Source organism: Alterileibacterium massiliense (assembly GCF_900104645.1).
In the GTDB taxonomy this organism is placed as follows: domain Bacteria; phylum Bacillota; class Clostridia; order Peptostreptococcales; family Anaerovoracaceae; genus Alterileibacterium; species Alterileibacterium massiliense.
The window spans coordinates 612,618-638,162 of the sequence record NZ_FNWE01000002.1 but is presented as its reverse complement, the minus strand read 5'-3'; the positions used below and the strand labels follow the sequence as shown (position 1 = coordinate 638,162).

General features: G+C 35.9%; 23 protein-coding genes. 5 read left to right on the top strand and 18 right to left on the bottom strand.

Going from position 1 to position 25,545, the window contains the following annotated elements; all coding sequences use genetic code 11:
• The first annotated feature begins 8 nt into the window (after positions 1–8).
• On the top strand, positions 9–281 hold the full coding sequence (rpsT, locus tag BQ5371_RS04840; RefSeq protein ID WP_071132782.1) for a 30S ribosomal protein S20: 273 nt from the start codon (positions 9–11) through the stop codon (positions 279–281).
• 129 nt (positions 282–410) lie between these two features.
• Here the strand turns inward: rpsT and BQ5371_RS04835 are convergent, their stop codons facing one another.
• Positions 411–1,949 carry an LPXTG cell wall anchor domain-containing protein gene (locus BQ5371_RS04835; RefSeq protein WP_071132781.1) on the bottom strand — a complete coding sequence of 513 codons (1,539 nt, stop codon included), beginning with the start codon at positions 1,947–1,949 and terminating at the stop codon, positions 411–413.
• Positions 1,950–2,315: 366 nt separating this feature from the next.
• Positions 2,316–3,500 carry a pyridoxal phosphate-dependent aminotransferase gene (locus BQ5371_RS04830; RefSeq protein WP_071132780.1) on the bottom strand — a complete coding sequence of 395 codons (1,185 nt, stop codon included), beginning with the start codon at positions 3,498–3,500 and terminating at the stop codon, positions 2,316–2,318.
• Positions 3,501–3,725: 225 nt separating this feature from the next.
• On the opposite strand from BQ5371_RS04830, the gene BQ5371_RS04825 reads away from it, so the two are divergent.
• Entirely contained in the window at positions 3,726–4,811 is a 1,086-nt protein-coding gene (locus BQ5371_RS04825) for a glycoside hydrolase family 25 protein (RefSeq protein WP_071132779.1), read from the top strand.
• 160 nt (positions 4,812–4,971) lie between these two features.
• Here BQ5371_RS04825 and dnaJ read toward each other — a convergent pair whose 3' ends face one another.
• From dnaJ to BQ5371_RS04775, 10 genes are all read right to left on the bottom strand, one after another.
• Positions 4,972–6,090, bottom strand: coding sequence for a molecular chaperone DnaJ (gene dnaJ, locus BQ5371_RS04820; protein ID WP_071132778.1), 1,119 nt, complete (start codon positions 6,088–6,090; stop codon positions 4,972–4,974).
• Between the two features lie 66 nt (positions 6,091–6,156).
• A complete protein-coding gene (gene dnaK, locus BQ5371_RS04815; RefSeq protein WP_071132777.1) occupies positions 6,157–8,004 on the bottom strand; it encodes a molecular chaperone DnaK in 1,848 nt (615 codons plus the stop codon).
• A gap of 93 nt (positions 8,005–8,097) precedes the next feature.
• Entirely contained in the window at positions 8,098–8,787 is a 690-nt protein-coding gene (gene grpE / locus BQ5371_RS04810; protein WP_083377434.1) for a nucleotide exchange factor GrpE, read from the bottom strand.
• Positions 8,780–9,832 (bottom strand): heat-inducible transcriptional repressor HrcA, encoded by a 1,053-nt coding sequence (gene hrcA / locus BQ5371_RS04805; RefSeq protein ID WP_071132776.1) that lies wholly within the window; start codon positions 9,830–9,832, stop codon positions 8,780–8,782. Before hrcA ends, grpE begins: the two co-directional genes overlap by 8 nt.
• A gap of 138 nt (positions 9,833–9,970) precedes the next feature.
• On the bottom strand, positions 9,971–11,053 hold the full coding sequence (locus BQ5371_RS04800; protein ID WP_071132775.1) for an ABC transporter substrate-binding protein: 1,083 nt from the start codon (positions 11,051–11,053) through the stop codon (positions 9,971–9,973).
• A complete protein-coding gene (locus BQ5371_RS04795; protein ID WP_071132774.1) occupies positions 11,040–11,828 on the bottom strand; it encodes an ABC transporter permease in 789 nt (262 codons plus the stop codon). Before BQ5371_RS04795 ends, BQ5371_RS04800 begins: the two co-directional genes overlap by 14 nt.
• A complete protein-coding gene (locus BQ5371_RS04790) occupies positions 11,825–12,640 on the bottom strand; it encodes an ABC transporter permease (protein ID WP_331462939.1) in 816 nt (271 codons plus the stop codon). The genes BQ5371_RS04795 and BQ5371_RS04790 overlap by 4 nt, the downstream gene beginning before the upstream one ends.
• 57 nt (positions 12,641–12,697) lie before the next feature.
• Positions 12,698–13,780, bottom strand: coding sequence for an ABC transporter ATP-binding protein (locus BQ5371_RS04785; RefSeq protein ID WP_071132773.1), 1,083 nt, complete (start codon positions 13,778–13,780; stop codon positions 12,698–12,700).
• Positions 13,773–14,594, bottom strand: a complete 822-nt coding sequence (locus BQ5371_RS04780) for an Mrp/NBP35 family ATP-binding protein (protein WP_071132772.1) — start codon at positions 14,592–14,594, stop codon at positions 13,773–13,775. Before BQ5371_RS04780 ends, BQ5371_RS04785 begins: the two co-directional genes overlap by 8 nt.
• Positions 14,595–14,669: 75 nt before the next feature.
• Complete coding sequence (locus BQ5371_RS04775) at positions 14,670–15,620, bottom strand: NAD(P)/FAD-dependent oxidoreductase (RefSeq protein ID WP_071132771.1); 951 nt, start codon at positions 15,618–15,620, stop codon at positions 14,670–14,672.
• A 360-nt stretch (positions 15,621–15,980) separates the two neighbouring features.
• Here BQ5371_RS04775 and htpG point away from each other — a divergent pair, with 360 nt between their 5' ends.
• Positions 15,981–17,984, top strand: coding sequence for a molecular chaperone HtpG (gene htpG / locus BQ5371_RS04770; RefSeq protein WP_071132770.1), 2,004 nt, complete (start codon positions 15,981–15,983; stop codon positions 17,982–17,984).
• Between the two features lie 183 nt (positions 17,985–18,167).
• On the opposite strand, the gene BQ5371_RS04765 is transcribed toward htpG, so the two are convergent.
• The 6 genes from BQ5371_RS04765 to thrC form a co-directional block, all read right to left on the bottom strand.
• Complete coding sequence (locus BQ5371_RS04765; RefSeq protein ID WP_071132769.1) at positions 18,168–18,752, bottom strand: hypothetical protein; 585 nt, start codon at positions 18,750–18,752, stop codon at positions 18,168–18,170.
• A gap of 110 nt (positions 18,753–18,862) precedes the next feature.
• Positions 18,863–19,231: a desulfoferrodoxin family protein gene (locus BQ5371_RS04760; RefSeq protein WP_205408031.1), complete on the bottom strand. Its 369-nt coding sequence runs from the start codon at positions 19,229–19,231 to the stop codon at positions 18,863–18,865.
• A gap of 111 nt (positions 19,232–19,342) precedes the next feature.
• Entirely contained in the window at positions 19,343–19,882 is a 540-nt protein-coding gene (gene rbr / locus BQ5371_RS04755) for a rubrerythrin (protein WP_071132767.1), read from the bottom strand.
• Positions 19,883–20,018: 136 nt separating this feature from the next.
• A complete protein-coding gene (locus tag BQ5371_RS04750; protein ID WP_071132766.1) occupies positions 20,019–20,456 on the bottom strand; it encodes an ACT domain-containing protein in 438 nt (145 codons plus the stop codon).
• A 5-nt stretch (positions 20,457–20,461) separates the two neighbouring features.
• A complete protein-coding gene (thrB, locus tag BQ5371_RS04745; RefSeq protein ID WP_071132765.1) occupies positions 20,462–21,346 on the bottom strand; it encodes a homoserine kinase in 885 nt (294 codons plus the stop codon).
• Complete coding sequence (gene thrC, locus BQ5371_RS04740; protein WP_071132764.1) at positions 21,339–22,880, bottom strand: threonine synthase; 1,542 nt, start codon at positions 22,878–22,880, stop codon at positions 21,339–21,341. Before thrC ends, thrB begins: the two co-directional genes overlap by 8 nt.
• Positions 22,881–23,006: 126 nt before the next feature.
• On the opposite strand from thrC, the gene BQ5371_RS04735 reads away from it, so the two are divergent.
• Positions 23,007–24,107 (top strand): homoserine dehydrogenase, encoded by a 1,101-nt coding sequence (locus BQ5371_RS04735; protein ID WP_071133129.1) that lies wholly within the window; start codon positions 23,007–23,009, stop codon positions 24,105–24,107.
• A gap of 16 nt (positions 24,108–24,123) precedes the next feature.
• Positions 24,124–25,449, top strand: coding sequence for an aspartate kinase (locus tag BQ5371_RS04730; protein ID WP_071132763.1), 1,326 nt, complete (start codon positions 24,124–24,126; stop codon positions 25,447–25,449).
• Positions 25,450–25,545: the final 96 nt, after the last annotated feature.

The following is a 25,545-nucleotide window of genomic DNA, read 5'->3' as shown; positions in this document are numbered from 1 at the left end:
GGAATAAAATGGCAAATATTAAATCCGCAAAAAAGAGAGTTCTGACTCAGGAAAAGCAGAGAGTACGCAATGCAAAGGCTAAGGCTCATTATAAAAAAGCACTTAAGGACTTTGCTCTAGCTGAAGCTGATAATGATGTAGCAAAAGCTGAAGAATCATTTAAGCTTGCACAGAAAACTCTTATGAAGGCTTCATCAAAGAATGTTATTCACAAGAATTCTGCAGCTAGGAATGTTTCAAGACTCGAAAAACGCTTAAACAATCTAAAGTCAGATAAATAATTCTCACCCGTCCCCACAGCGTAAAAGTTAATTACGCCAAGAACGATGGAAGTGTCTCCCATCGTTCTTTTTTTATTGCCTTTTGCCATAGCTATAATATTTTTTAATAATGTTTAAATTGTATTATTTTTATCTTTGTTTTTTTAATGAAGATATTCCAAGTCCTGATATTATAATTCCAAGTAATATTAAAGAAATAAATGAACTTTCATCGCCAGTTTGAGGTTTACTTGATTTATTTTTATTTGTATCAACCTTATTCTTATCAGAATTATCATTTATTTTTTTATCGTCATTTTGATTACCGCCATTAATATCTTCTGTTTTTTCTTTCAATTCAAATGAAAGTTCAGGATAACCAGCTGACATTATTGTAACTTCTGCTTTTGATAGATCTGGGAAATCTGCTTTTATTCTTGCAACCTTATCAGATTCAAAATCGAGCTCGCCAGTCTTCTTATCTATAATTGGAACTCCGTGTCGACCATTTATTTTATATGATTTAACCTTATTTCCTACCTTGATTTGTACCCTTGTTATATTATTAAGATAGGCATTAAATTCTTCATCTGTAGCATTATCATTTTTTATTATTGCTTTACTTCCGTCGTATTTAGCGGGCATCTTATCAGTTGTAATTGTAAATATAGCATCAATATTAGAAAATTCTTTAAACCTGTCCTTTGCAGTTAACTTATGCGTTCCAATTGAAAGATTCTTAGTCACAATTCTACCATTATCAATTTCTATTTCATTTCCATCGAGATAATAGGTTGCTATGTAGTGTTGAGGTAAATTTACTTTAACCTTTGTACTGCCGGTGCCATAAGGTGCGTCATCGACCTTAAGAGCTTCTCCATTCTTATTATCTACAATCTTAGGAACATTCAATCTTATATTATTAATTTCATAGATTCCGTCAGATGTATAATAGATAATCTTTTCAATTACTCCACCAATAAAGTCTCCAAAATCTTCCTTAGAACCACCTATTTGGTTTTTTGCGAAGATATTATTTAGCTGAGTTAAATTCTTTGTTTTCTTGGAATAACCACTTCCGTATCCCTTAATTTTTACTCCAAATACCTTTGTGCTATCTAGCAAAAATGTTTCCGCATTTTTAAGTTTGATTGCGTAATCTACATGATGATCATCTGTAATGACTTCACCAACATCAGGATTTACTTCTTTCTTTGCGTCTTCAACGCTCTTAGGAATATTAAATTTTAATGCTCCAGCATTGTTTGTTGCTTCAAGATAAAAGCTTGGAACATAATTAATATCGGCATAAGAATAATCCTCGGCTGAGAAAAGCTCTGCTTCAGAATTTACTTTTTTATATTTACTTAAATCAATTCCATCAGATATCTTAACCGGGCAGGTAACTCCCAAAATTTTGCTTCCATCTTGTGTGTGATAAGAACCAGCAACCAATCTTTCATTTTGTGTCTTTTTCTTTGTTGCAGAAGTTACAGCATCAACTTGCTCTCCATAAAAATCACTATATGGAACATTCATCATAACAAATTTTTCACCATTATTATCAATAGGATTTACATCATTTGCATTTGTATCATTAGCAAAAACATTAAATGGTGCTAAAGATAAGACCATGATTACCATAGCTATCAAAGAAAGTAGCTTTGACTTGCAAAAATTTAATTCCATAAATTCCTCCCAAATATTTATTTAAATTGTTATATTTAACTAACCGAATTAAGTATAATATTTTTAGATAATTTTGCAAGTCTTTTTTTAAATTTTTTTAGTCTAAACTAATTATAAATATTTTGTTATCACCAGTGAATTTAATAAAAATCTCAAATTTCTCATAGAGATAAATTTCAAAAGAATACTGATTAACAAAAAACCAGAATCAATCAGAATTAAATCATCATTAGCAAAAATTAATCAGAGATAGCAAGAATTAATCAGAATTAAATAGAATTAATTAGAAAATAAAAAAGAGGCATAGGATTTCCCATACCTCTTTAAAAGCTAAAATTTTCTATTCTAGATAATAATCAGAAACTACTATTTGTAGCTTTCAATCATTGCCTTGAATGCTGGAAGTGAATCTTCGATTGTCTTCTTAGATACGCAGTATGATAGTCTGAAATATCCAGGGCATCCGAATCCATCTCCAGGAACTACGAGCAAGTTGTGCTCAAGCTTAGCCTTTTCGCTATAAGCATTTGCGTCACCATTTGGAGCCTTAACAAACATATAGAATGCACCGTCTGGCTTAGCAACTTCATAACCATATTCAATCAAGCTGTTGTATAGAAGAGTTCTATTAACATCATATGCTTCTAGGTCAGGCATACAACCTACGCAGTCGCCTACAACCTTCTGAATCAATGTTGGAGGGCAAACCTGTCCAAGCTCTCTTGCAGCACCTGCAACAGCAGCATATACCTTTTTGCCATCTGCACATTTTTCAGGAACATAAACATAACCAATTCTCTCTCCAGGAAGAGATAGTGACTTAGACCAGCTATAGCAAACGATTGTGTTGTCATAGATAGTTGGAATAAATGGTACTTCTATGCCACCATATACAAGCTCTCTATATGGCTCATCAGCTAAGATATAGATTGGGTGTCCAAATTCCTCACCCTTCTTCTTGAGGAAGTCACCAATCTTCTGTAGCGTTTCTCTTGTATAAACAACACCTGATGGGTTGTTAGGAGTGTTGATAACAACAGCAACTGTCTTTTCATTAACAGCCTTTGCTAGCTCAGGCATATTAATCTGGAAATGCTCTGTGTCAGGTGGAACTACCTTAACTTTTCCAGCAGCACCAAAGAAGATATTGTACTCTGGGAAATATGGAGCGATAACGATAAATTCGCTATTCTCATCTGCTGCAATACCCTTAGCTGTAGAAATAAGTGCAGGTGCACAACCACAAGTCATGAATAGCTCTGAAGCTTTTGCATTTACATCAAATCTCTCATTTAGGTTGTCAGCAAGCTTCTGACGAACATCTTCATGTCCAGCAGCTACTGAATAGCCATGTAGAGCAATTGAATCTCCATCAGCATATTCTTTAATCTTCTCATTAACCTTTGCAGGAGCAGGAATACTTGGATTACCTAGTGAGTAATCATATACATTTTCCTTGCCTACCTTCTTTGCAGCCTCAAGTCCATAAGCGAATAAATCTCTAATTACAGATGGGGCTGTACCATAGCCATAATACTTTTCATTAACCATTTCGAAAAAATCTCCTTTCAGAAACATTAAATTAGTCTTACGATTCCTAGAATTCTTTCTTTATGCTATTATAACACAAAGAAAAATAGTTTGTAGTTAAATATGTGAAATAATTATTTATTTATCTCAATATATTAAATATAACTCCATATAATGGTATAATTTGCATGAATTTATCTATTATAACTTAATTGTATTATCACGAGTATTTTGAGGTTCATCTTAATGAAAAGCAAAAATAAAACAAGAAATTCCAAAAAAGCACTTATAAAAACTCCTATAGTCATAGGTGGGATTATTTTAATAATAGCAATTATATCCGTACTTATCTTCCTTAATAAGCATAGCGAAGAACTTCCAAAAATAAATACCTCTCAATTTAAGCATAGTGAATCTTTTAAAAAACATATCGTTTTAAATGGCATTGATGTCAGTGCGATTCAGGGGAAAAATATTGATTGGAATAAGGTAAAGTCGTCAGGAATTGATTTCGTAATACTGAGGGCAGGTTATTCCGACTATGATACTGGCAAATTTCACAAAGATATAATGTTTGATAAAAATTCAGAAGATGCGAGAAAAGCAGGGCTTATGATTGGTGCATATATGTTTTCGCAGGCAACTTCTAAAGAGGAGGCAAAGGACGAAGCTGAATTTTTAGTCGATATTGCAAATGAACATGAAATTCAGCTACCCTTGGTTATGGATTATGAACTCGTCACAGGGGGCCGTCTTGAAAAGGCATTAAATGAAGGCACTCTCGATGGAAAAACTTCAAAGATAGTTGATTCATTTTGCAGGGCTGTAGAGGATGCCGGTTACGATTCAATGTTATATGGAAATTATAATTTTCTTACAAAAACCTTAGATATTAATGCTAATAGCAAGAGAACAAATATATGGATTGCTCACTACAGCAGTGAAACCGATTTAGAATATCCATATCTAATATGGCAGTCGTCTGACGAGGGGAAAATCAATGGAATAGATGGTAATACGGACATGAACTTCATGTATTTAAAACCATCAAAACATTTAAGGTCTCATGTCCCAGAAAATTCAAAGAGGAAATCTTTAAAAGATGCAAAGATTGTATTTAATAAAGAAGATCGTATTTTTAGATATTTAAACAAGCCTATTAAGCCTAGAGTGTATGTAAAATATGGCATTAAAAGGCTTCGTGAGGGAAAAGATTATGGTATTTCATATATTAAAAATTCCCATGAGGGAACAGGATATGTTGTCATAACAGGTAAAGGTAAATACAAAGATAGTATCTTTGACGATTTCATAATAAAAAAATGGATATGAAGACTAGGCTTCTATGAAGATTAGGCTTCATTTGAGAGCAAATTAAAAGAGACTGATTCCTGCGTAATGCAGGTTCCAGTCCTTTTTAGTTGTTTGATCAATTTGTTTGATTAAGCTGTCCAAGTTTTGGAATTTTGCTCATTATCATCAAGTTTATTTTTTAGAATTTTAAATTATCAAACCTACTCTTCTTAACATATGAAGAATCTTTTATCGCATCTGCCATCTCTCTTATGGCTTTCTTCTCCTTAGGGCTTAGCTTGGTAGGTACTTCGACTTTTATAGTAACATATAAGTCGCCACGCCTTCCCGTCCTTGGATTTGTAACGCCCTTACCCTTAAGCCTGAAATTCTGACCGCTCTGAGAACCTGCAGGTAGAGTATAAGTATATGTTTCTCCAAATCCCGGTACCGTTAGCTTAGAGCCAAGTGCAGCTTGCTCAAAGCTTATTGGCATTTCAAGATATAAATCATCGCCTTTTCGTTTATATGTGCTATGAGGTCTTACTCCTATTACAACATATAAATCTCCAGATGGTCCTCCATGTGGGCCTGGCTCACCCTGTCCTCTAATTGGAATAACACTATCATTGTCAACACCAGCAGGTATATCAATATTGATTTTTACAGTCTTTCTCTTTATTCCTGTTCCATGGCAATCCTTACAAGGTGTTTCAATGATTTCTCCGCTTCCACCACATTTAGAGCAGACTGATTGTGATTGCATCTGTCCCAAAATTGTCTGTCTGATAGTAGTTATTCTACCAGTTCCATTGCACTGATCACAGGTTTTCTTAGATGTACCTGGAGCATTTCCCTCACCATTACAAGTCTTGCACCTAACATTTTTGGTAATTTGAATTTCTTTTTTGCAACCAAATATTGCTTCTTTAAAATCTATAACTATCTGTTTTTGAAGATCTGCTCCTCTTTGAGGTCCTCTATTCTCAGAGTTTCCTCTTCCAAATCCACCGAACATATCTCCAAAAATATCTCCAAAGTCAAATCCTCCGAAGCCACCAAATCCGCCTCCGCCAAAACCTGCATTAGGATCTACACCCGCATGGCCGAACCTATCATATTTACTTTTTTTATCAGGATCTGACAGGATTGCATAAGCCTCATTTACTTCCTTAAACTTTTCCTCAGCCTCTTTATTGTCTGGATTCCTGTCGGGGTGATATTTCATAGCCATCTTTCTGAAGGCTTTTTTTATCTCCTCATCTGAAGCACCTTTTTTTAAGCCAAGCACCTCATAATAATCTCTTTTGTCAGCCATTATTAAATATCCTTATCCTTCCGTACACTTATCATGGAGGTGGGAATAACCCACCTCCTGTTAAAACTAGTTGTCTTCGTCTACAACCTCGTAATCAGCATCTACAGTATTTGAGTCCTGCGAATTAGGACCGGCATTCTGAGCAGAAGCCGAATCCTGCTGTGCTTGCTGTGCCTGCTGAGCCTCCTGATAAATTCTGCTAGAAACAGGATAGAAAGCGTTTGTCAATTCCTCAGTCTTTTTCTTTATTTCCTCTGTATCTCCAGACTCTACAGCTTTCTTTAATTCTTCTTTTGCATTATTAATGCTCTCTTTTTCACTATCTGTTACCTTATCTCCGAGTTCATCAAGCTGTTTTTCCGTTTCAAATATCATTGTTTCAGCTTGATTTTTAGCCTCTACAGCTTCTTTCTTCTTCTTATCCTCTTCAGCAAATTGCTCTGCTTCCTTTACCTTTTGGTTGATTTCTTCCTCTGTCAGCTTTGTAGATGATGTAATTGTAATCCTTTGCTCCTGACCTGTTCCCATGTCCTTAGCACTTACATTTACTATTCCATTTGCATCTATATCAAAGGTAACTTCAATCTGAGGAATGCCCCTTGGAGCTGGTGCTATACCGGTCAGCTGGAATCTACCAAGTGTTATATTGTCATTTGCCATCTCTCTCTCACCCTGCATAACATGAATGTCTACTGCAGTCTGATTATCAGCAGCTGTTGAGAAAATCTGGCTCTTCTTTGTAGGTATAGTAGTATTTCTCTCAATTAGCTTTGTTGCAACTCCTCCAAGAGTTTCTATTGATAGTGAAAGAGGTGTTACATCTAGTAGAAGAACATCATTAACCTCTCCTGTCAAAACGCCTGCCTGAATAGCAGCACCAACAGCTACGCACTCATCTGGGTTAATTCCCTTGAATGGATCCTTTCCTGTAATCTTCTTTACTGCTTCCTGAACAGCCGGAATCCTTGTTGAACCACCAACCAAGATTACCTTGCTAATATCTGAATTGCTTACACCTGCATCCTTTATAGCCTTCTTAACTGGATCCATTGTTCTTTCTACAAGGCCTGATGTGAGCTGTTCAAATTTTGCTCTTGATAGTGAAATGTCTAGATTCAAAGGTCCATTGTCATTAACAAAGATATATGGCAATGTGATTTGCGTGTTCAATGCACTTGAAAGCTCTTTCTTCGCCTTTTCTGCTGCTTCCTTTAGACGCTGCATAGCCATATTATTTGTTCTAAGATCCACATTGTTTTGCTTCTTAAATTCATCTACCAAGAAATCAATTATCTTATTATCGAAGTCATCTCCTCCGAGCTGTGTGTCTCCATTTGTTGCAAGAACCTCAAATACTCCATCTCCAAGCTCGAGAATTGATACATCAAAGGTGCCGCCACCCAAGTCATAAACCAAGATCTTGTGTGAACCAGTGTCTTTATCTAGTCCATATGCAAGAGATGCTGCAGTCGGCTCATTGATAATTCTCTTTACATCTAGTCCTGCAATCTTTCCGGCATCTTTTGTAGCCTGCTTTTGTGCATCTGAGAAATATGCAGGAACTGTTATTACAGCCTCTGTTACCTTTTCTCCAAGATATGCTTCAGCATCGCTCTTTAGCTTGCCTAAAATCATAGCACTGATGTCCTGTGGAGTATATTTTTTGCCATCAATATCTACGGTAAAATTTTCTCCCATATGTCTTTTGATCGATGCTATCGTTCTTTCTGTATTCGTTACAGCCTGCCTCTTAGCTGTTTCACCTACAAGTCTTTCTCCGTCCTTTGTAAATGCAACCACTGAAGGAGTTGTCCTCGATCCCTCAGCATTTGCTATAACTGTAGGCTCTCCGCCCTCTAATACTGCAACGCAGCTATTTGTTGTTCCTAAGTCAATTCCTATTACCTTGCTCATTTTTATTTCCTACCTTTCTAATTTTCCTTTACTCTTTTTATTAATAATTTTTCGTGTTATATATTTTTTATTTATTCAATATTTATTATAAATTTATTCTGAGACAACGACCATTGCCGGTCTTATCACTCTGTCATTAAGCTTATATCCTTTTTGTAAAACTTTACTAACTTCACCGCTTTTAAATTCATCTGACGGCTCATTTAGGACTGCATGATGAAATTTAGGATCAAATTCTTGCCCAAGTGCTTCTATTTCTTCTAATCCCGCCTTTGTCAAAACTTCTAAAAGCTGGCTTAATATCAGGCTTATTCCTTCTTGCATGGCATTATTTTCATCAGATTTTACATCGGGATTTCCATTTTCCATAAGCGATATTGCTCTTTCAAAATTATCTAGAACATCTAGCAAATCCTTTATTATCTTCTCATTTGCATAAGAATGAATATCCTGCTTTTCCTTAGCAGATCTCTTTTTAAAATTTTGAAATTCAGCCATAAGCCTTGCATATCTGTCGTCAGCTTGCTTTTTAAAATCTTCAACGCTGATTTCTTCGCTAATATCTTCGTCAGCTACCTCTTTATTCTCATTTGATTTAGCTTCTTTGGATATGCTTTCTTCAGCTTTCATATCTTCCTTCAATTCCTTATCTTTCTTAGCTTCCTTAGCATCTACAGCCTCTTTAGATTCTACTTTTTCTTCATTTCCTGATAGTTCTGAATTTTCTTTCATCGCTTCCTTTTTTTCTCCAAGACCTTTGTCATATTTCTTCTCATCAGCCATCCTTATTATCGTCCTTTCCACTAATTAAACTAAATGATTCACTGAGATTATCAGTCAAATATTCTACTATTGAGGTTATCTTGCTATATTTCATCCTAGTCGGACCAATTACACCAATCTTACCGACAAGTCTTCCATCTACATGATAGGTCGCTGTTATTAAAGTGCTGTCTTGCATTGCTTCTTCTGCATTTTCGCTTCCTATCGTGACCATTACTCCATCATCTCTTTGAAGAAGGTCTCTTGCAAATTCCTCTCTCTTGCTTACTAAATCTATAAATGCTTTTGCTCTATCTATATTGCTATATTCAGGTATATTGAATATATTAGAAAGCCCTTCCATATAGAGATTTACATTGAGCATATCCTCAAGGCTCTTGATAAAGTTAGGCATAACGCTGTCAGCCAGCATACTCATAGCATTCAAATCATCTTGTGCATCGATAATTACTCTCGACTTAAGGGCTTCATCTATCGTCGTCCCTTTGTACTGATAAGTCATACTCTTAGACAAAATATCAAGTGATTCATTCGTATAAGGCATATTGATTTTAAGCCTTTGATTTGTAATATTACCACTTTCAGATACTATCATAAGTACAACAGAATCATCATCGAATGGCATTAGTTTAATGAAGTTAAGCTTGTCTTGCGAAGACTGAGGTGTCATTGCAAAAGATGCAAGGTTTGTTATTTCGCTTAAAAGTGCCGCCGCGTGCCTTAATGTCGCATCAAATTCTCCTAAATCCTGCCTAAGTCTTTCATTTATTATCTGCTTCTCAGCGGGGTCTATCGCATCCCTCTCCATTAAATTATTTACATATAATCTATATGCCTTATCAGACGGAACTCTACCGGCAGATGTGTGCGGATGGGTTAAATATCCCATATCCTCAAGGTCAGCCATCTCATTTCTTATCGTAGCCGGACTTATTCCGAGATCGTGATGCTTTGATAAGGTCCTAGAGCCGACAGGTTCAGCATTTAAGACATAGTCATTTATAACCGCTTGAAGAATTTTTAATTTTCTTTCACTTAATGCCATCTTATCGCCTCCTAAGTTCTTGTTTTATTAGCACTCATTGCTAAAGAGTGCTAATCACTATCAATAATATACCCCATCACTTCACCTATGTCAACGAAATAATGGAGTAATTTTATGTTTTTTATGTGATATTCCAGCCTATCTTGCTGATTTTACCTTTTTCCAGTATTCTCCATACATGAGATCAGCTTCTGAACCAAGGGATTTTAATCCATTGCATCTTTCGAGTGTTTCTTCTGTTGGGAAAATTGATTCATTATTAATATACTCGTCATCTATCAACCTCATCGCTCCAAGATTAGGAATCGTATAATAGAGGTAATCGAAATTCTTTTTGGCAACCCTTGCCTCGCAGAGGTAGTTTAACCACTTTTCTGCATTTTCTTTATTCTGTGCAGATTTTGGTATTATCCAAGAATCTATAAAACTCTCGCTTCCCTCTTTTGGAACTACAAATGAGACATCTTTATTAAGTTCATGAGTATAATAGTATTCTCCATTCCATATTATGCCAAGCTTTGCAGAACCGTCCGCTACCAAATCTCTGGCACTGTCATTTGCATATTTATAAACTAGAGGCTTTTGTTTTATAAGCTCTCTCGTAGCTTCTTTAATCTCTTTCTCATTTACACTATTCTCAGAATACCCAAGTCTTTTTAGTGAAATCATAAAAGCATCTCTAACGCTATCAGGCATGATTATTTCATTTTTATATTTTTTATCCCATAGCACATTCCACGAGTCGATGTCTTTTTCATCCACCCTTTTTTTGTCGTAGACAATTCCTGCAACACCTGCAACATGGGGCACGGAAAATTTGTTATCAGGATCAAATTCTTCTGATTTCTTCATATATATTGGATCCATATTTGCAATATTTGGAATATTTGCCTTATTAAGAGGGGATAGCAATTCTTCCTTCCTCAGCTTATCAATCATATAGTCAGATGTACATATAACATCATACCTAGCTGTGCTTTTCTTAACTACATGATACATTTCTTCAGCCGTGTCATATGAGTCCTGAATAACGCTTATTCCCGTCTTAGCTTCAAACTCCTTTATAATCTCAGGGTCATAATAATCACCATAGCTATATACATACACCGAGCCATTTTCCCCTGCGTGCCTGCATGAAGTAAATAGGGACATAAAAATTGAGATAGAAAAAATCAGAAAAAAGTATTTATAAACTTTGCTTCCATCCTTAAAAAATTTCAATTTCTCTTTCTCCTCCTCTTTGAGTTTTGAAATTAATTATAAGAAGAATTATCAGTGCGGTGAGAAAAACTACCGTAGAAAGTGCGAAAAGCGAAGGTCTTATTCCCACCTTTATCTCGCTATATATCCTAGTCGAAATGGTGTTAATTCCTGCTCCCCTTGTAAAATAAGTGATAATAAAATCATCTACAGACATCGTAAATGAAAGGAGAAATCCCGAAGTGATTCCGGGAATAAGCTCCGGCAGGACAACCTTTCTAAAAGCATATGAGTGAGAAGCTCCCAAATCAAGTGCCGCCTCATATAAGCCCTCAGTTTTTTTATTCATTCTAGGTCTAACCGAAAGTATTACATATGGTATTGAAAAAGTTATATGAGATATAAGAATGGTCGTATATCCAAGCGAAATTCCAAATGCAAGAAAGGATAGCATGAGTGAAATTCCGGTAACTATATCCGCATTTAGCAAAGGTATATTATTAAATCCAAGCAGTAAATTTTGAACGCGTTTTGTCATATTTTTCATGCCTATGCAAGCCATCGTTCCAATTATGGTTGCGATCAGAGCTGATATTAATGCAATTGAAAATGTATTTAGTATCGCATTCATCATCAATCTGTCGTGAATCATCTCGCTATACCAGTCAAAAGTAAATCCTGTCCAAACCGACATAGACTTGCTCTTGTTAAAAGAAAGGATTATGAGGGTTGCTATAGGTAAATATAGAAAAATCGCTATAAGTATTACATAGGCTCTGCTTACTACCTTTTTCATATCAGGTTACCTCCCTCAGATTTATCAAAATGCTGAAGAATAACCATGCTTATGATGATAAAAGTCATCATTATCAAGGATAAGCCGGAACCTAGGTACCAATTTGAGCTGGCTATAAATTCCTGCTCTATAATATTTCCTATTAAATTAATCTTTCCTCCTCCAAGCATATTTGATATTGCGAAGGTCGTAAGTGCTGGTATAAAGACCATGGTAATTCCGCTTATTATGCCAGGTATTGCAAGAGGAATTATTATCTTAGAATATATGGTATGTGGCTTTGCACCTAGATCATATGCCGCTTCAATAAAATGTTCATCTATCTTAGTCACAGCATTATAAATTGGCAATATCATAAATGGCAAAAAATCATATACCATGCCGAGCACTATGGCAGCCGGCGTATTCATAAGCCCCTGCCTAGGTAAGCCAATTGCTTCAAAAATTCCATTTATAACACCTTGTTTTTCCAAAAGAACCTGCCATGCCATAGTGCGAAGCAAAAAATTCATCCACATCGGAAGAATAAAGACAAATATTATAAATCCGCCCTTTCCATGCTTTGCATTTCTTAAAATCATAGCCATCGGAAAGGCTAAAAATAAGCAGACAAGAGTACATATCGCAGAGAGTATTAGTGATAAAAGAAGTGCCTTGCTATGTTCAGGACTTCTTATTGCGAAAATATTTTCCATGGTAAAACCGCCATGGCTTGATGTAAAGCCATAGTAGGCAATGGATAATATTGGAATTATAGTGCCTATTACAATCCAAATTATAAAAGGCATTGTCCATCTTCCCTGCTTTTTCAACCTAACCTCCAAGGCAAAATTTGTAAATTTGAAATCAATTTGTTTATATGCTTAAAATTAATATATTTCAATATCGAGAGCTTTCTCATCCTCAGTTTTAGGCTTGTGCATTATCTGTATATTCTCCGGTTTTACATACATTCCGACCTTAGATCCTACCTCATATGAATTGTAATTTTGAATTAGCCATTCAAATCCGGTATTTAACTCGCTCTCAGCGAGCATCTCATAATGCATTCCTATAAAAAGAGAACTTGTGATGACAGCATTTAAATTTCCTTTACCATAAGGTCTTATCTCTATATCTTCAGGTCTTATCATCACATCGACTGGCTCATCCTTGGCAAACCCCGTATCAACACATTCAAATATGGTGCCACCTATCTCTATAACCCTGTCATCTCTCATTATTCCGTCAAGAATATTGCTATCGCCTATGAAATCAGCTACAAAGGCATTGATAGGCTCATTATATATCGACTCCGGACTGCCCATCTGCTGGATAACACCATCGTTCATTACTACTACAGTATCTGACATTGTCAGAGCTTCTTCCTGATCATGAGTTATAAATAGGAAGGTGATTCCAAGTTCATTTTTTATCCTGACAAGTTCATATTGCATCTCCTGCCTTAATTTCAAATCAAGTGCGGCAAGAGGTTCATCAAGTAATAATACCCTTGGTCTGTTTACAATAGCTCTAGCCATAGCAACTCTCTGCTGCTGACCTCCTGATAATTTGTCAATTGTCCTCTTTTCATACCCTGATAATTTCACCATGGAAAGAGCTTCATTCACCCTCTCTCCTATCTCATCTTCGGGAAGTCCTAAAACTCTAAGCCCAAAGGCGACATTATCCAAAACATTCATATGCGGAAAAAGTGCATAGTTTTGAAAAACTGTATTTACATGACGCTCATTTGCAGGAATATTTGTAATATCTTTACCATCAAAAAAAACTCGCCCGCTATCTGGCATCTCAAAGCCTCCTATTATTCTTAGGAGAGTAGTCTTTCCGCAACCAGAGGGACCGAGAATTGTTACAAATTCGTTCTTATTTATGGAAAGCGACAATCCTTCGAGGATATGATTATCCCCAAAGGATTTGCTTATATTATCGAGTCTTATTAACTCATTCATTCTTTTCCATTAGCTCCTTAATCAAATCTGGTATACCCTTCATGGCATCTGTCAGATAAAACTCTATCAAACCCTGATCTGTAAGATGAGCGTAATCAGGGTCAATAGGTATTCTATCTAAAACTACAGTCTTATTCTGATGTGCAACCTCAGAAGCCCTGCTAGGCCCGAATATTTCAATTTTCTCCTGACAGCTTGGACATTCAAGATAGCTCATATTTTCTACAATTCCAAGCACAGGAATATCCATCATCTCTGCCATGTTAATCGCCTTCATTACTATCATAGAAACAAGGTCCTGAGGTGATGTAACAACGATTATACCATCTAGTGGGATTGATTGGAAAACTGTAAGGGCAACATCTCCTGTGCCAGGTGGCATATCTATAAACATAACATCTATGTCGCCCCAGACCACATCTGTCCAAAATTGGCTGACAACTCCACCGATAATCGGTCCTCTCCATATTACAGGATCGGTTTCATTATCAGTAAGCAGATTTAGAGAAATAATCTCTATTCCAGAGTTTGTTACAAGTGGATATATTTCTCCTGTCTTTATCTCAGCTTTTTGATGAACTCCGAACATCTTAGGAATAGATGGACCAGTTATATCGGCGTCCATTATTGCCGTCTTATATCCGGCTCTAGATGCAGATACAGCAGATAGTCCTGTCACGAGAGATTTTCCTACTCCGCCTTTACCGCTAACTATTCCTATAACTTTCTTTACCTTGCTTTTATCATTTAAAGGTTTTATCATAGCCTTTTTCATCTCTTCACGAACTCTTGGATTTTCCATGGGATTAACCATTTTTCACTCTCCTATTTTAACTATTCTATTTTAGCTATTTTTTCCCGTTATCCTATTTTCTTTATTATAAAAATTTTAAACATATTCTCTGCCATTTAGACGGTCAATATATGCAGCCGCACTGCTTCCTGCAACCGAGCCATCAGCAACAGCCGTTGTGAGCTGTCTTATCTTCTTGCTCCTTCCGTCGCCTGCGACAAAGACACCTGCTACAAGCTTAGAAGCACAGGATTCGTCAACCTCATAATATCCTCTTTCATCAACTTTTACTAGGTTTGCAAAATCCGCTCCACTAGGTATCTGTCCGATCGCTAGAAATAGACCATTTATCTTAACTTCCTTAGTTTCGCCTGTATTTTTATCCTTTACTACAACAGATTCAATAAGCTTATCACCCTTTAATTCGACAATTGTAGATTCCATAATATAATTTACATTATCATATTTTTTTAACGCATCAACAAGGGCCTGCTCTCCTCTAAATCTATCTCTTCTATGAATTATAGTGACGGATTTGCAGATTGTCGCAAGATAGGAAGCGTCTTCAAGTGCTGTATTTCCACCACCATAAACTGCAACATCTTTACCTTTGAAAAATGCCCCGTCGCAGGCTGCACAGAAAGAAATACCATGTCCTACAAGTTTATCCTCATTTTCAAGACCGATTTTTCTATTCTCAAGACCGGTTGACAAGATTATTGATAAAGCTTCATATTCATCATTTTTACCATGAATTACAAAATAATCTCCTTCTTTTTTTGGCTCATCTATAGACTTAATCTCATCAAATTGAAAAACTGCATCAAAATCCTGTGCCTGCTTTTGAAGCGTCATCGCATATTTTACACCGCTTATTCCTGGAGTTGCAGGATAATTATCAACTTCAAGCGTGTTTACGATTTGACCGCCGGGGGATTTCTTCTCTATTACCAAAACGCTCTTACCAGCCCTTGCCGAATATATCGCAGCCGTCATGCCAGCAGGTCCCGCTCCTATTATTGCAACATCATATTTTTTAGCACTCATAACATACCTCCACTGCCGATTTATATAAACAAATCAAAGTATTTCTTTTTTAATTTATACTTATTTAATTTATATTTAATTCATGCTCATTTAAACTTAATGTATATAGAGATTTTAGCATAAATAATTGTAAACAACTTGTTTCTAGACAAAAGTATTATGAATTTTATGTGATATTTAAAACTTTTCATTGAAAAAATTTTTTTATGGACTATTATATTATTTAGCAGTCATCTGATAGGAGTGCTAACAGCGACATCAAGCTTGTAAAAATTTTGTGGTCGTAAAAACATTAAGCTCGTAAAAATTTAAGAATATTAAATGAACAAATAAAAATTAGAAAGAAAAGAGGTCTTAGAAATGAGTAGAAAAAAGCAATTTAAGGCAGAATCGAAACGCTTGCTTGATTTGATGATTAATTCCATATATACAAATAAAGAAATTTTTCTCAGAGAGATAATAAGCAATGCAAGCGACGCAATTGACAAGAGATATTATAAATCGGCTTCAGCAGGAAAGAGTGGATTATCTCGCAATGATTACAGCATTAGAATTGAAGCTGATAAAGATAATAGAACCCTAACAATTTCTGATAATGGTATTGGTATGAGTGAAAAGGAGCTCGATGAAAACCTTGGAATAATAGCTAATAGCGGTTCTCTTGACTTTAAGCAGGGCATTGAGCAGGCAGTAAAAACAGATAAAAAGAGCAGTGCTGACCTTTCTAGTGATTTTGTTAATGACGATGCTTCTAATCTACCTGACATAATTGGTCAGTTCGGCGTAGGATTTTATTCCGCTTTCATGGTAAGCAAGAGAATAGAAGTAATTTCACTTGCTGAGGGTGAAGAAAAAGCATATAGCTGGACGAGCGACGGAGCCAGCGGATATAGAATTGAAGAATCAGATAGAGAGGAAGTTGGAACAACAATTATCTTGACGCTAAGAGATGATAATGATGAACCTGATGGAGAAAATTATTCTAAATATCTTGAAGAAATGACGATAAAGAGGCTCATCGCTAAATATTCAGATTATATAAGATACCCTATCGTTATGAGCGTTGAGAAATCTCGTGAAAAGCCAGCTACTGAGGAAGAAAAAAATGCTGATGGTTATAAGCCTACATATGAAACATTTTATGAGGACGAAATCTTAAATAGCATGATTCCTATTTGGAAAAAGAAAAAAAGTGAAATCTCAAAAGATGATTATAACGAATTTTACAAGAGCAAATTCTATGATATGAGCGACCCTCTAAAAGTAATACATACCAAGGTTGAAGGCGTTATATCATATGATGCACTATTATTCATTCCATCAGAGGTTCCTTTTAATTATTATACAAAAGACTATAAGCACGGCCTTCAGCTTTATTCAAGCGGTGTAATGATTATGGATAACTGTGAAGATTTACTTCCTCAGTATTTCGGTTTTGTTAAAGGACTTGTTGACTCTCAGGACCTTTCTCTCAATATTTCCAGAGAGATGCTTCAGCAGGATAGGCAGTTAAAAGCCATCGCACAAAGGATAGAAAAAAAGATTTCTCAATCGTTAAACGAAATGTTAACTAATGATAGAGATAATTATAATAAGTTCTTTAAGGCTTTTGGGATACAGCTAAAATTCGGTGTATATGACTATTTTGGAATGAACAAGGATAAATTGAAAGACCTTATTATGTTCCAAAGTTCTTCAACAAATGAATTAAGCACAATAAAAGAATATATTTCAAGAATGCCTAGCGAGCAAAAATATATATACTATGCTACAGGCGAATCAGTAGCCAAGCTTGAAGCTATGCCTCATATGGATATTTTTAAGGACAAGGGTTATGAGGTATTCTTCTGCACTGATGAGGTCGATGAGTTTGCACTCAAGATTTTAGGAGAGTATGACGGCAAGGAATTTAAGAATATTGGAGATAACGACCTTGGCTTCGATATTTCTGATGAAGAAAAAGAAAAGTCAGATAAGAAAAATGAAGATGCAAAAAAGGTGCTTGATGCGGTAAAAGATGCTCTCGACGAAAAAGTCACATCTGTAATTCTTTCTAACAGATTAAAAGAGCATCCAGTATGCCTATCTACCAGCAATGGTATTTCACTTGAAATGACAAAGATTTTGAAGGCTCAAGCCGAGGTAACAGGAAATAGCGGAATGGCAGATTTTAATGCCGATGTGGTACTAGAAATCAATGGAAATCTTCCATTTTATGGCAATTTAGAAAAGGCTGTTTCAGATGGAGATGAAGAAAGAATTAAAGATTATGCAATGCTATTGTATGACCAAGCTCTCTTGATTGAAGGTCTTCCAATTGAGGATAGCGTCGAATTTAGCAAGAGGATATGTCGCCTCATGTAAATTTGTAAATTGATGTTGTTATGTAGATTGATACTGTTTGTAAATTTATATTGCTATAATGAAGACTAATATATCATTTACTAAAATAAAATCCCACGCAGATGCGTGGGGTTTTATTATAAGCGATATTATTTTTTGATTATATTTTTTATCGTTGTTTATAATAATTTTTATTATAAATTATTACAAAATTGATGTCAGATTAGGAGCTTCCGTCAGCATACCACCTAGTATTGCATCTTGGAAATCTTCGTTATTATATATATCGTCTTCCCAGTCCTTGCTCGCCTTTTTGCAATTTATAATAACTTCCTTTGTATATTTCTTATCTTTAAGCTGAAGTGCCTTGGTTAAGAATTGATCTATGACATAGCTGTCAATATCTGTATCCTTATTGATTTTACCCTCATCAATTCCCTCTTTAATCTCCTGTGCAACTTCTTTATATGTATTACCAAAGTCATATGTGCTTATCTTCACTCTAACAGTAGCCGTCTTGCCGTCCTTGCTAATCTTTTCATCTTGAATCTTATAATCGAATTTTTGAATCATATTAATCCATTTAAGGTATTTATCTTCCAACTCTTTACTATCTGCATTATCCTTATTAACATAAGGTACCTCAACCTCTTTGACTGATTCTGACTGTAGTTCCTTTAAGTCTTTTTCAACCACCTCGCTTGGAGATGTTTTCTTGCAAGCTGTAAAACTGAATATTATAGCAAATGACATTAAAATAATTGCAATTCTCTTGATGCTTTTTTTCATAAAAAATCCTCCTTAAATGTTATCATCTGTCATAATACCATTTAAGGAGTGATTTGTCATCTAAATTCTAATATGCTCTTATAAGCTCTGTTGTTAAGCCCTCTGTCTTATTAGATTTCCTTTTTCCATAATCCATGAAGATTGCAATATTCATAAGCAGCAACAGCTTCATCATCAGCACTTACTTCAAATTCAGCATAAGGCTTATCTCCAGGATTTAATTTCTTAAACTGATAGCCCTTCTTTGTTTCCAAAATGATGAATTCTATATGATGTTCTTCTTCCATTGGGTGAAGAGTAGAACCTACTGTTACTTCAATATGCTTTCCATCTGCTTTGACATCTGGAACATGCTTTTCCTTTGCTGCATCTTCGGTATTTGCAGTTAGCTCCTTAAAAGAGCTCTTGCATACTTCCTTATCCCCATCGGTCAAGAAATTTAATAAGCTTCCACATTCTTCACATTTGTAAATCAACATAAACTCTACCTCCATAAATTTTAAATATCTAAATAATTAACACTTTATTCTATAATTAACGCTTTTTAATTATTGCTCTATAATTTGTGCTTTATAATTTGTAATTTTTAATTAGTAATTTTCCTTGTGTACTTCAAAGAATGACTGTGGATGGTCGCATACTGGGCAAACTTCAGGTGCCTTCTTGCCTACTACGATATGTCCGCAGTTTCTGCACTCCCATACCTTAACTTCGCTCTTCTTGAATACCTCTTGGGCTTCAACATTGTGAAGTAATTTTCTATATCTTTCCTCATGTGTCTTTTCAATTGCAGCTACATTTCTAAATTTGCGAGCTAATTCAGGGAAACCCTCCTCATCAGCCTCATCTGCCATGCGTGAGTACATATCAGTCCACTCATAGTTTTCGCCATCTGCAGCAGAGCCTAGGTTCTCAGCTGTATCTCCGAGCATTCCAAGCTCCTTAAACCATAGCTTTGCGTGCTCTTTCTCATTATTTGCTGTCTCTAGAAAGATTGCCGAAATCTGCTCGTATCCCTCTTTCTTAGCTGTTGAAGCAAAATATGTATATTTATTTCTTGCCTGTGACTCACCTGCAAAAGCTTCCATTAGATTTTTCTCTGTCTTTGTACCTTTATATTTGTTAGCCATATCACATTCTCCTTTGTAATCTTTTCTTTGTAATCAACTTATATTTAAATTGTACACTATTTATTTTTGCTTAGGTGTTTTTAATTGTGAAAAATTATGAGAAATTCTTCATATTAGGACATAAAAATATCACAACTTATTCAACGCCCATTAGCCTAACCTTAAATACGCCATCTTTTTGACTGAGTTTTTCTATAATATCGTCAATGCTCATAATGGAATCAATCAGCTCAATCGTCAAGACTACATTTGCGACATTATCGATTGGTGTACTTTGGTTAATAGTCCAAATACTGCAATTACATTCTTTAAAAAAATTCAGAATCTCTGCTAGAATACCCGACCTATGGTCGAGCATCATGGAAATATTTGCACGCCTGCTTATATTTGCCTCAGCGACAGTCATTATGCTGTCCTTATACTTATAATATGTGCTTCGTGAAATACCTACCCTTGAGCTCGCCTCGCCAACATTTCTTGCTTCTCCCTTTTCAATTAGGCGTTTTGCTTCCATGACTTTTTCATAATAATCTGGGAGTAGCGACCTATCCACAAGTACAAATTTGCTTTCCATAAATCTTAAACCCTCTTTGCTCCCTCATTTGAAGCCTTAAGTTTTACTATTTCTCTTTTAATTTTAGATTTTTCTAATCTTCTATTTATTTTTTCTATAAATTTTTCCTCATCGCTCATCGCAATGCAGGTCGAGCCAGAGCCACTGATATAAAAAGCATATGCACCCTCGGACAAAGCTATAGCTCTAACTTCGTCATAATCATCTATCAAATCCTTCCTATATGGCTCATGGATTTTGTCATGTAATAGCTTGGATAAAAGCTCTTTATCTCCAGATTCAAAAGCATCTTGAAGCATTGAAGCTCTCGAAATGTTAAATACAGCATCTTTTAATGCAATCATATCAGATAGAACAAGCCTTGACTTTTCTGTTTCAACTTTTTGCTCCGTTATTACCGCATAAAAATTTAAATTGTCATTAACCTTTGTATTTTTAACTATATGTTCTTCCCCTGCCGTTACAGCTGATGTAAAACCGCCATAAATTGAAGCGGCTAAATTGTCCGGATGTGGCTCTATCTTTAGGCATATTTCAAGCAATTCCTTCTTACTTAAAGGAGAGTTTAACATTTCATTAGCTCCTATAGCCCCTCCCGCAATCATCGCAGCTGATGAGCCAAGTCCCCTGCAAAATGGAATCTTGCTTTTTTCTGTGAATCTTAGCCCACCTACCTCTTTTCCAATTACATCAAATACAGCCTTATACGCCCTAAATACTAGGTTTTTTTCATTCCTGAACTCATCAGGGCATCCCTCAATCTCAAGTCCACTATCAATTTTTTCAAAGATAATTTCATTATACATATCCAAGGCAAAAGCGAATACATCAAAGCCCGGTCCTACATTCGCTGATGTTGCAGGTGCCTTTATAATAATCTTTTCACTCATATTCATCTCCCATAACATCTTGGAGTTTTTTTCTTATATAATCTTTCATTTCATTTTTATCTATAAGATCATCATTTTTAATCTTTTTTGTGAAAACACCGGATAGCTGTGAAGGCGGTTCAATCATTGTTAATCTGCTAAGATATTTAACGCAGTCCTCATCGGTAAGTTTATTTTCTTTTTTATTATAAGGAGTAAATGCTCCTTCTTCGCCATTAAAGCTACCTTCTTTTTTGTCATAAATGGCTGTAAGGACTGCCTTTGGAAATTTAAATGGTGATGCAGTCGCAAGAATGACATTTGGTATCCTTGGCTCTTTAGCCTCATCTAGCATCTTCTTATATCCTGCGTAAGCAACCGCCGTATGGGTATCAAGTAGATAATTATTTGAATAAAATGAGTCTCTTATCGCATATCTTGCCTCATCATCTTCCGCATAGCAGCCATAAAAAATCTGCTTAATCTTTTCAAGTTCTTCCATGTTAATTCTATACTCGCCCTTGGTTTCAAGCTCCCTCATATATTCTGATGTCTTTTGAGAACCAGCGGTGAAATAGAGAAGTCTCTCAAGGTTGCTGGATACGAGTATGTCCATTGACGGTGACGATGTCTTATAGAACTCTCTTTTTCTATCATAAAGTCCGCTCAAAAGAAAATCGGTAAGCACATTATTTTTGTTAGATGCACATATTAGCCTCCCAATCGGAAGTCCCATTTCTCTTGCAAACCAGCCTGCCATTATATTTCCAAAATTTCCCGTCGGTACTGTAAAAGAAATCTTAGTACCTATCTTAATCTTCCCCATTTCGACTAGCTGTTTATATGCTGAAAAATAATAGACAATCTGTGGAACCAGCCTTCCTATGTTAATTGAATTTGCACTCGATAGGGAAATTCCGCAAGCAATATTCTTCTCTTCAGAAAGAATCTTCTTTACCCCTCTTTGGGCAGCATCAAAATTATCCCTTATAGCACAAGCTCTGACATTACCTGCCTCCTGCGTAATCATCTGAAGTTTTTGAATGTCAGATATTCCCTCTCTCGGGTAAAAAACAATTACTCCCGTTCCTGATACATCTGAAAAACCTTTCATCGCGGCACTTCCCGTATCACCACTTGTTGCTGTTAAAATGAGAATCTTGTCCTTAAAACCTATTTTCTTTGCAGCAGATTTCATTAAATTTGGCAAGGCAGATAGAGCTACATCTTTAAAAGCACAGGTAGGGCCATGAAAGACTTCAAGAAAGAAAATATCATCATTTCCCTTTAAAGGTGTAATTTCTTTAGAAATAAATTTATTGTCATAACTCTTATTTACGATATCAGGAATTTCTATGATGAGGTCAGGAAAAAATTTTGCAAAAATTTCCCTAGCCATACCCTTATATGACTTTTTTATCATCTTCTTATAATCTACCCTGATTTCATCTAAGTCGTCAGGAACAAAAAGACCTCCATCAGGTGCCAATCCCATAATGATCGCTTCCGACGGAGATACACTAATTTTTTCATCTCTTGTGCTTAAATATCTCACCTTATTTACCTCTTTATAATTGAAAACCAGTTTTCGTTATGATACATTATTCATATTATAAAAACAAGTGTCTTTGCTATGCGGACAAATGCTTAGAAGGACATTTCCTTGGGAGGAATAGACAAAATGAATATTGCAATTCTTGGGCTTGGCACAGTAGGAATGGGTGCTTTTGAAGCCGCAAATAATACCGAATCATTAAATGTAAAAAAAGCTCTGATTCGCAATCCAAAACCTGGATTTGAAAAGATAACAACTACGAATTATAAAGAAATCATAAACGATCCTGACATCGACATCGTATGCGAATGTATGGGCGGTCTTCATCCTGCATATGAATATGTAATGGAAGCTCTGCAGAAAGGAAAGCACATCGTAACTCCTAATAAAGAGCTTATCAGCACCTACTACCGTGAGCTCACGCACTGTGCTGATACAAATGGTGTTTTGCTTAGATATACGGCTGCTGCAGGCGGAGGAATCCCGTGGTTATTTAACCTGCTTAGGACGAAGAGATGTGATGAGATAATCGAAATCTCCGGAATTATAAATGGTACTTCTAATTATATAATTGACAGAATGACGGAAGAAGGAGCTGAGTTTGACGAAGCACTCTCTGACGCTAAGCAGGCAGGATATGCAGAAGCTGATCCATCTTCCGATATTGACGGCTACGATACGCTCCACAAATGCTCAATATCAGCAAATCTGGCTTTTGGGAAACTGTTTAAAGAGTCAAAGATCCCAGTTGCCGGCATAAGAAATATTACATCTTCTGATATTAAAATGTTTGAAGAAAGTGGCTGCGTATGCAAGCTCATGATGCGTGCGGGTAAAATAGATGATAAATTCTTCGCCTTTGTTGAGCCTACCCTGATTCCTAAAGATAGAATAGAAGCTAATGTTCACAAAAATAACAATCTCATCACCTTGCACGGAAAGAATCTAGGTATTCAAAGTTTTTATGGTGAGGGTGCAGGAAAGATGCCGACGGGAACTTCTGTAATTCAGGACGCTCTAGATATTGCAGCAGGAGGAGAAGTTCTGAGAACTGGAGTGCTTTCAGAAGCTGTAATCGATAATGACATGGTTAAGAGATCTTATTATTTCAGAAGTGATAAGGGTTCTTCCGTAACAGAGCCTATGACAGTTGCAGCTGCACACAAGCTATATCAAGTAGCCCTAGAAAAAGAAAGCAGTGTTTTCATGGCTTCTATAAGCGAATAAAGGAGCATTGTAAGATATGTTAAAAGTTGTTAAATTTGGAGGCTCATCTCTAAGCGATGGGACGCAATTTGAAAAAGTTAAAAGGATTATCGAGTCCGACGCAGGTAGGCGTGTCGTTATCGTATCTGCTCCCGGTAGAAGAAATGCGGGTGATAGCAAAATTACAGACCTACTTTACCTTTGCATGGCCCATATTAAATATGATGTTTCGGCAGATGAAATATTTGACAAGGTAAAAGAGCGTTTTATCCAGATAAAAAATGAATGCAATATCAAAATAGATATTGAAAGTGAATTAGCTGATATAAGAAAAGAAATGGACAAGGGCGTTTCCTCTCAATATCTCGTATCAAGGGGAGAATATCTCAACGCAAAATTGATGGCAGATTATCTTGGCTATGATTTCGTCGATGCAAAGGACTGGATTACTTTTAATTATGATGGAACAGTTGATTACAAAGAGTCTTTCTCAAAGCTTCAGGAGAGATTTAGTGTAGACTCTCATATAGTTATCCCCGGGTTTTATGGAATGGCTAAAGATGGAAGCATTGAAGTATTTTCTAGAGGTGGCTCAGATGTTACAGGGGCTATTGCAGCAGCTGCTCTTGATGCTGATGTATATGAGAACTGGACAGATGTTCCGGGAATACTTATGGCAGACCCATCTATAGTCGAAAATCCAAGGGCAATCCCAAAGGTTACTTTTTCAGAGCTTAGAGAGTTATCTCACATGGGTGCTTCAGTTCTCCATGAGGATACGGTTTTCCCTGTAAGAGCAAAAAATATTCTCTTAAATATAAAGGATACAAATAATCCAGAAGCGTCCGGAACCTTTATAAGGGAAGTCTTTGAAGATGATAATGATGATAAAAAAGAGAAGTTTATCACTGGCATAACAGGACGCAGAAATTATACAATAATTAATCTATATAAAAATGGAATGGACAGGGTTAAAATGCTGATGACAGCACTTGAGGTCTGCGGAAGATATGAGGTTACTGTCGAACAGATACCTTGCAGTATAGATAGCTTTTCATTTGTAATTCCATCTGAATCACTTGAAAATAAAAAATTTAAGCTTGTATCTTCTATTGAAGAAGCCTGCAAACCAGATAATATTGATGTCACAGACGGAATAAGCCTGATTGCTATAATAGGTAGACAGATGGCATATCACCTAGGAATATCCGGTAAAATCTTCGGTGCCCTAGGTTCAAGCGGAATAAATATTAGAACAATTGAGCAAGGTTCAGATGAAATCAATATTATGATAGGCGTTGCGACTGAAGATTTTGAAGAAGCGATAAGAATCCTATATGACAGCTTTGCAATAAATAATTAATGATTAATAATTATTGATTAGCTCTTTGAGATTTTAAATTATATGATTTTCTAAATTTTCTAAATTTTCTAAATGTTCTAAATGTTCGTTAGATAA

Excerpts from the sequence above, each read along its gene's own strand:
- dnaJ (WP_071132778.1), bottom strand. The coding sequence starts at position 6,090 with ATGGCTGACAAAAGAGATTATTATGAGGTGCTTGGCTTAAAAAAAGGT.
- htpG (WP_071132770.1), top strand. The coding sequence starts at position 15,981 with ATGAGTAGAAAAAAGCAATTTAAGGCAGAATCGAAACGCTTGCTTGAT.
- BQ5371_RS04785 (WP_071132773.1), bottom strand. The coding sequence starts at position 13,780 with ATGAATGAGTTAATAAGACTCGATAATATAAGCAAATCCTTTGGGGAT.
- grpE (WP_083377434.1), bottom strand. The coding sequence starts at position 8,787 with ATGGCTGATGAGAAGAAATATGACAAAGGTCTTGGAGAAAAAAAGGAA.
- BQ5371_RS04775 (WP_071132771.1), bottom strand. The coding sequence starts at position 15,620 with ATGAGTGCTAAAAAATATGATGTTGCAATAATAGGAGCGGGACCTGCT.
- dnaK (WP_071132777.1), bottom strand. The coding sequence starts at position 8,004 with ATGAGCAAGGTAATAGGAATTGACTTAGGAACAACAAATAGCTGCGTT.
- BQ5371_RS04835 (WP_071132781.1), bottom strand. The coding sequence starts at position 1,949 with ATGGAATTAAATTTTTGCAAGTCAAAGCTACTTTCTTTGATAGCTATG.
- BQ5371_RS04735 (WP_071133129.1), top strand. The coding sequence starts at position 23,007 with ATGAATATTGCAATTCTTGGGCTTGGCACAGTAGGAATGGGTGCTTTT.
- rpsT (WP_071132782.1), top strand. The coding sequence starts at position 9 with ATGGCAAATATTAAATCCGCAAAAAAGAGAGTTCTGACTCAGGAAAAG.
- BQ5371_RS04730 (WP_071132763.1), top strand. The coding sequence starts at position 24,124 with ATGTTAAAAGTTGTTAAATTTGGAGGCTCATCTCTAAGCGATGGGACG.
- rbr (WP_071132767.1), bottom strand. The coding sequence starts at position 19,882 with ATGGCTAACAAATATAAAGGTACAAAGACAGAGAAAAATCTAATGGAA.
- BQ5371_RS04795 (WP_071132774.1), bottom strand. The coding sequence starts at position 11,828 with ATGAAAAAGGTAGTAAGCAGAGCCTATGTAATACTTATAGCGATTTTT.
- BQ5371_RS04830 (WP_071132780.1), bottom strand. The coding sequence starts at position 3,500 with ATGGTTAATGAAAAGTATTATGGCTATGGTACAGCCCCATCTGTAATT.
- BQ5371_RS04760 (WP_205408031.1), bottom strand. The coding sequence starts at position 19,231 with ATGTTGATTTACAAATGTGAAGAATGTGGAAGCTTATTAAATTTCTTG.
- BQ5371_RS04750 (WP_071132766.1), bottom strand. The coding sequence starts at position 20,456 with ATGGAAAGCAAATTTGTACTTGTGGATAGGTCGCTACTCCCAGATTAT.
- BQ5371_RS04780 (WP_071132772.1), bottom strand. The coding sequence starts at position 14,594 with ATGGTTAATCCCATGGAAAATCCAAGAGTTCGTGAAGAGATGAAAAAG.
- BQ5371_RS04825 (WP_071132779.1), top strand. The coding sequence starts at position 3,726 with ATGAAAAGCAAAAATAAAACAAGAAATTCCAAAAAAGCACTTATAAAA.
- hrcA (WP_071132776.1), bottom strand. The coding sequence starts at position 9,832 with ATGGCATTAAGTGAAAGAAAATTAAAAATTCTTCAAGCGGTTATAAAT.
- thrB (WP_071132765.1), bottom strand. The coding sequence starts at position 21,346 with ATGAGTGAAAAGATTATTATAAAGGCACCTGCAACATCAGCGAATGTA.
- BQ5371_RS04765 (WP_071132769.1), bottom strand. The coding sequence starts at position 18,752 with ATGAAAAAAAGCATCAAGAGAATTGCAATTATTTTAATGTCATTTGCT.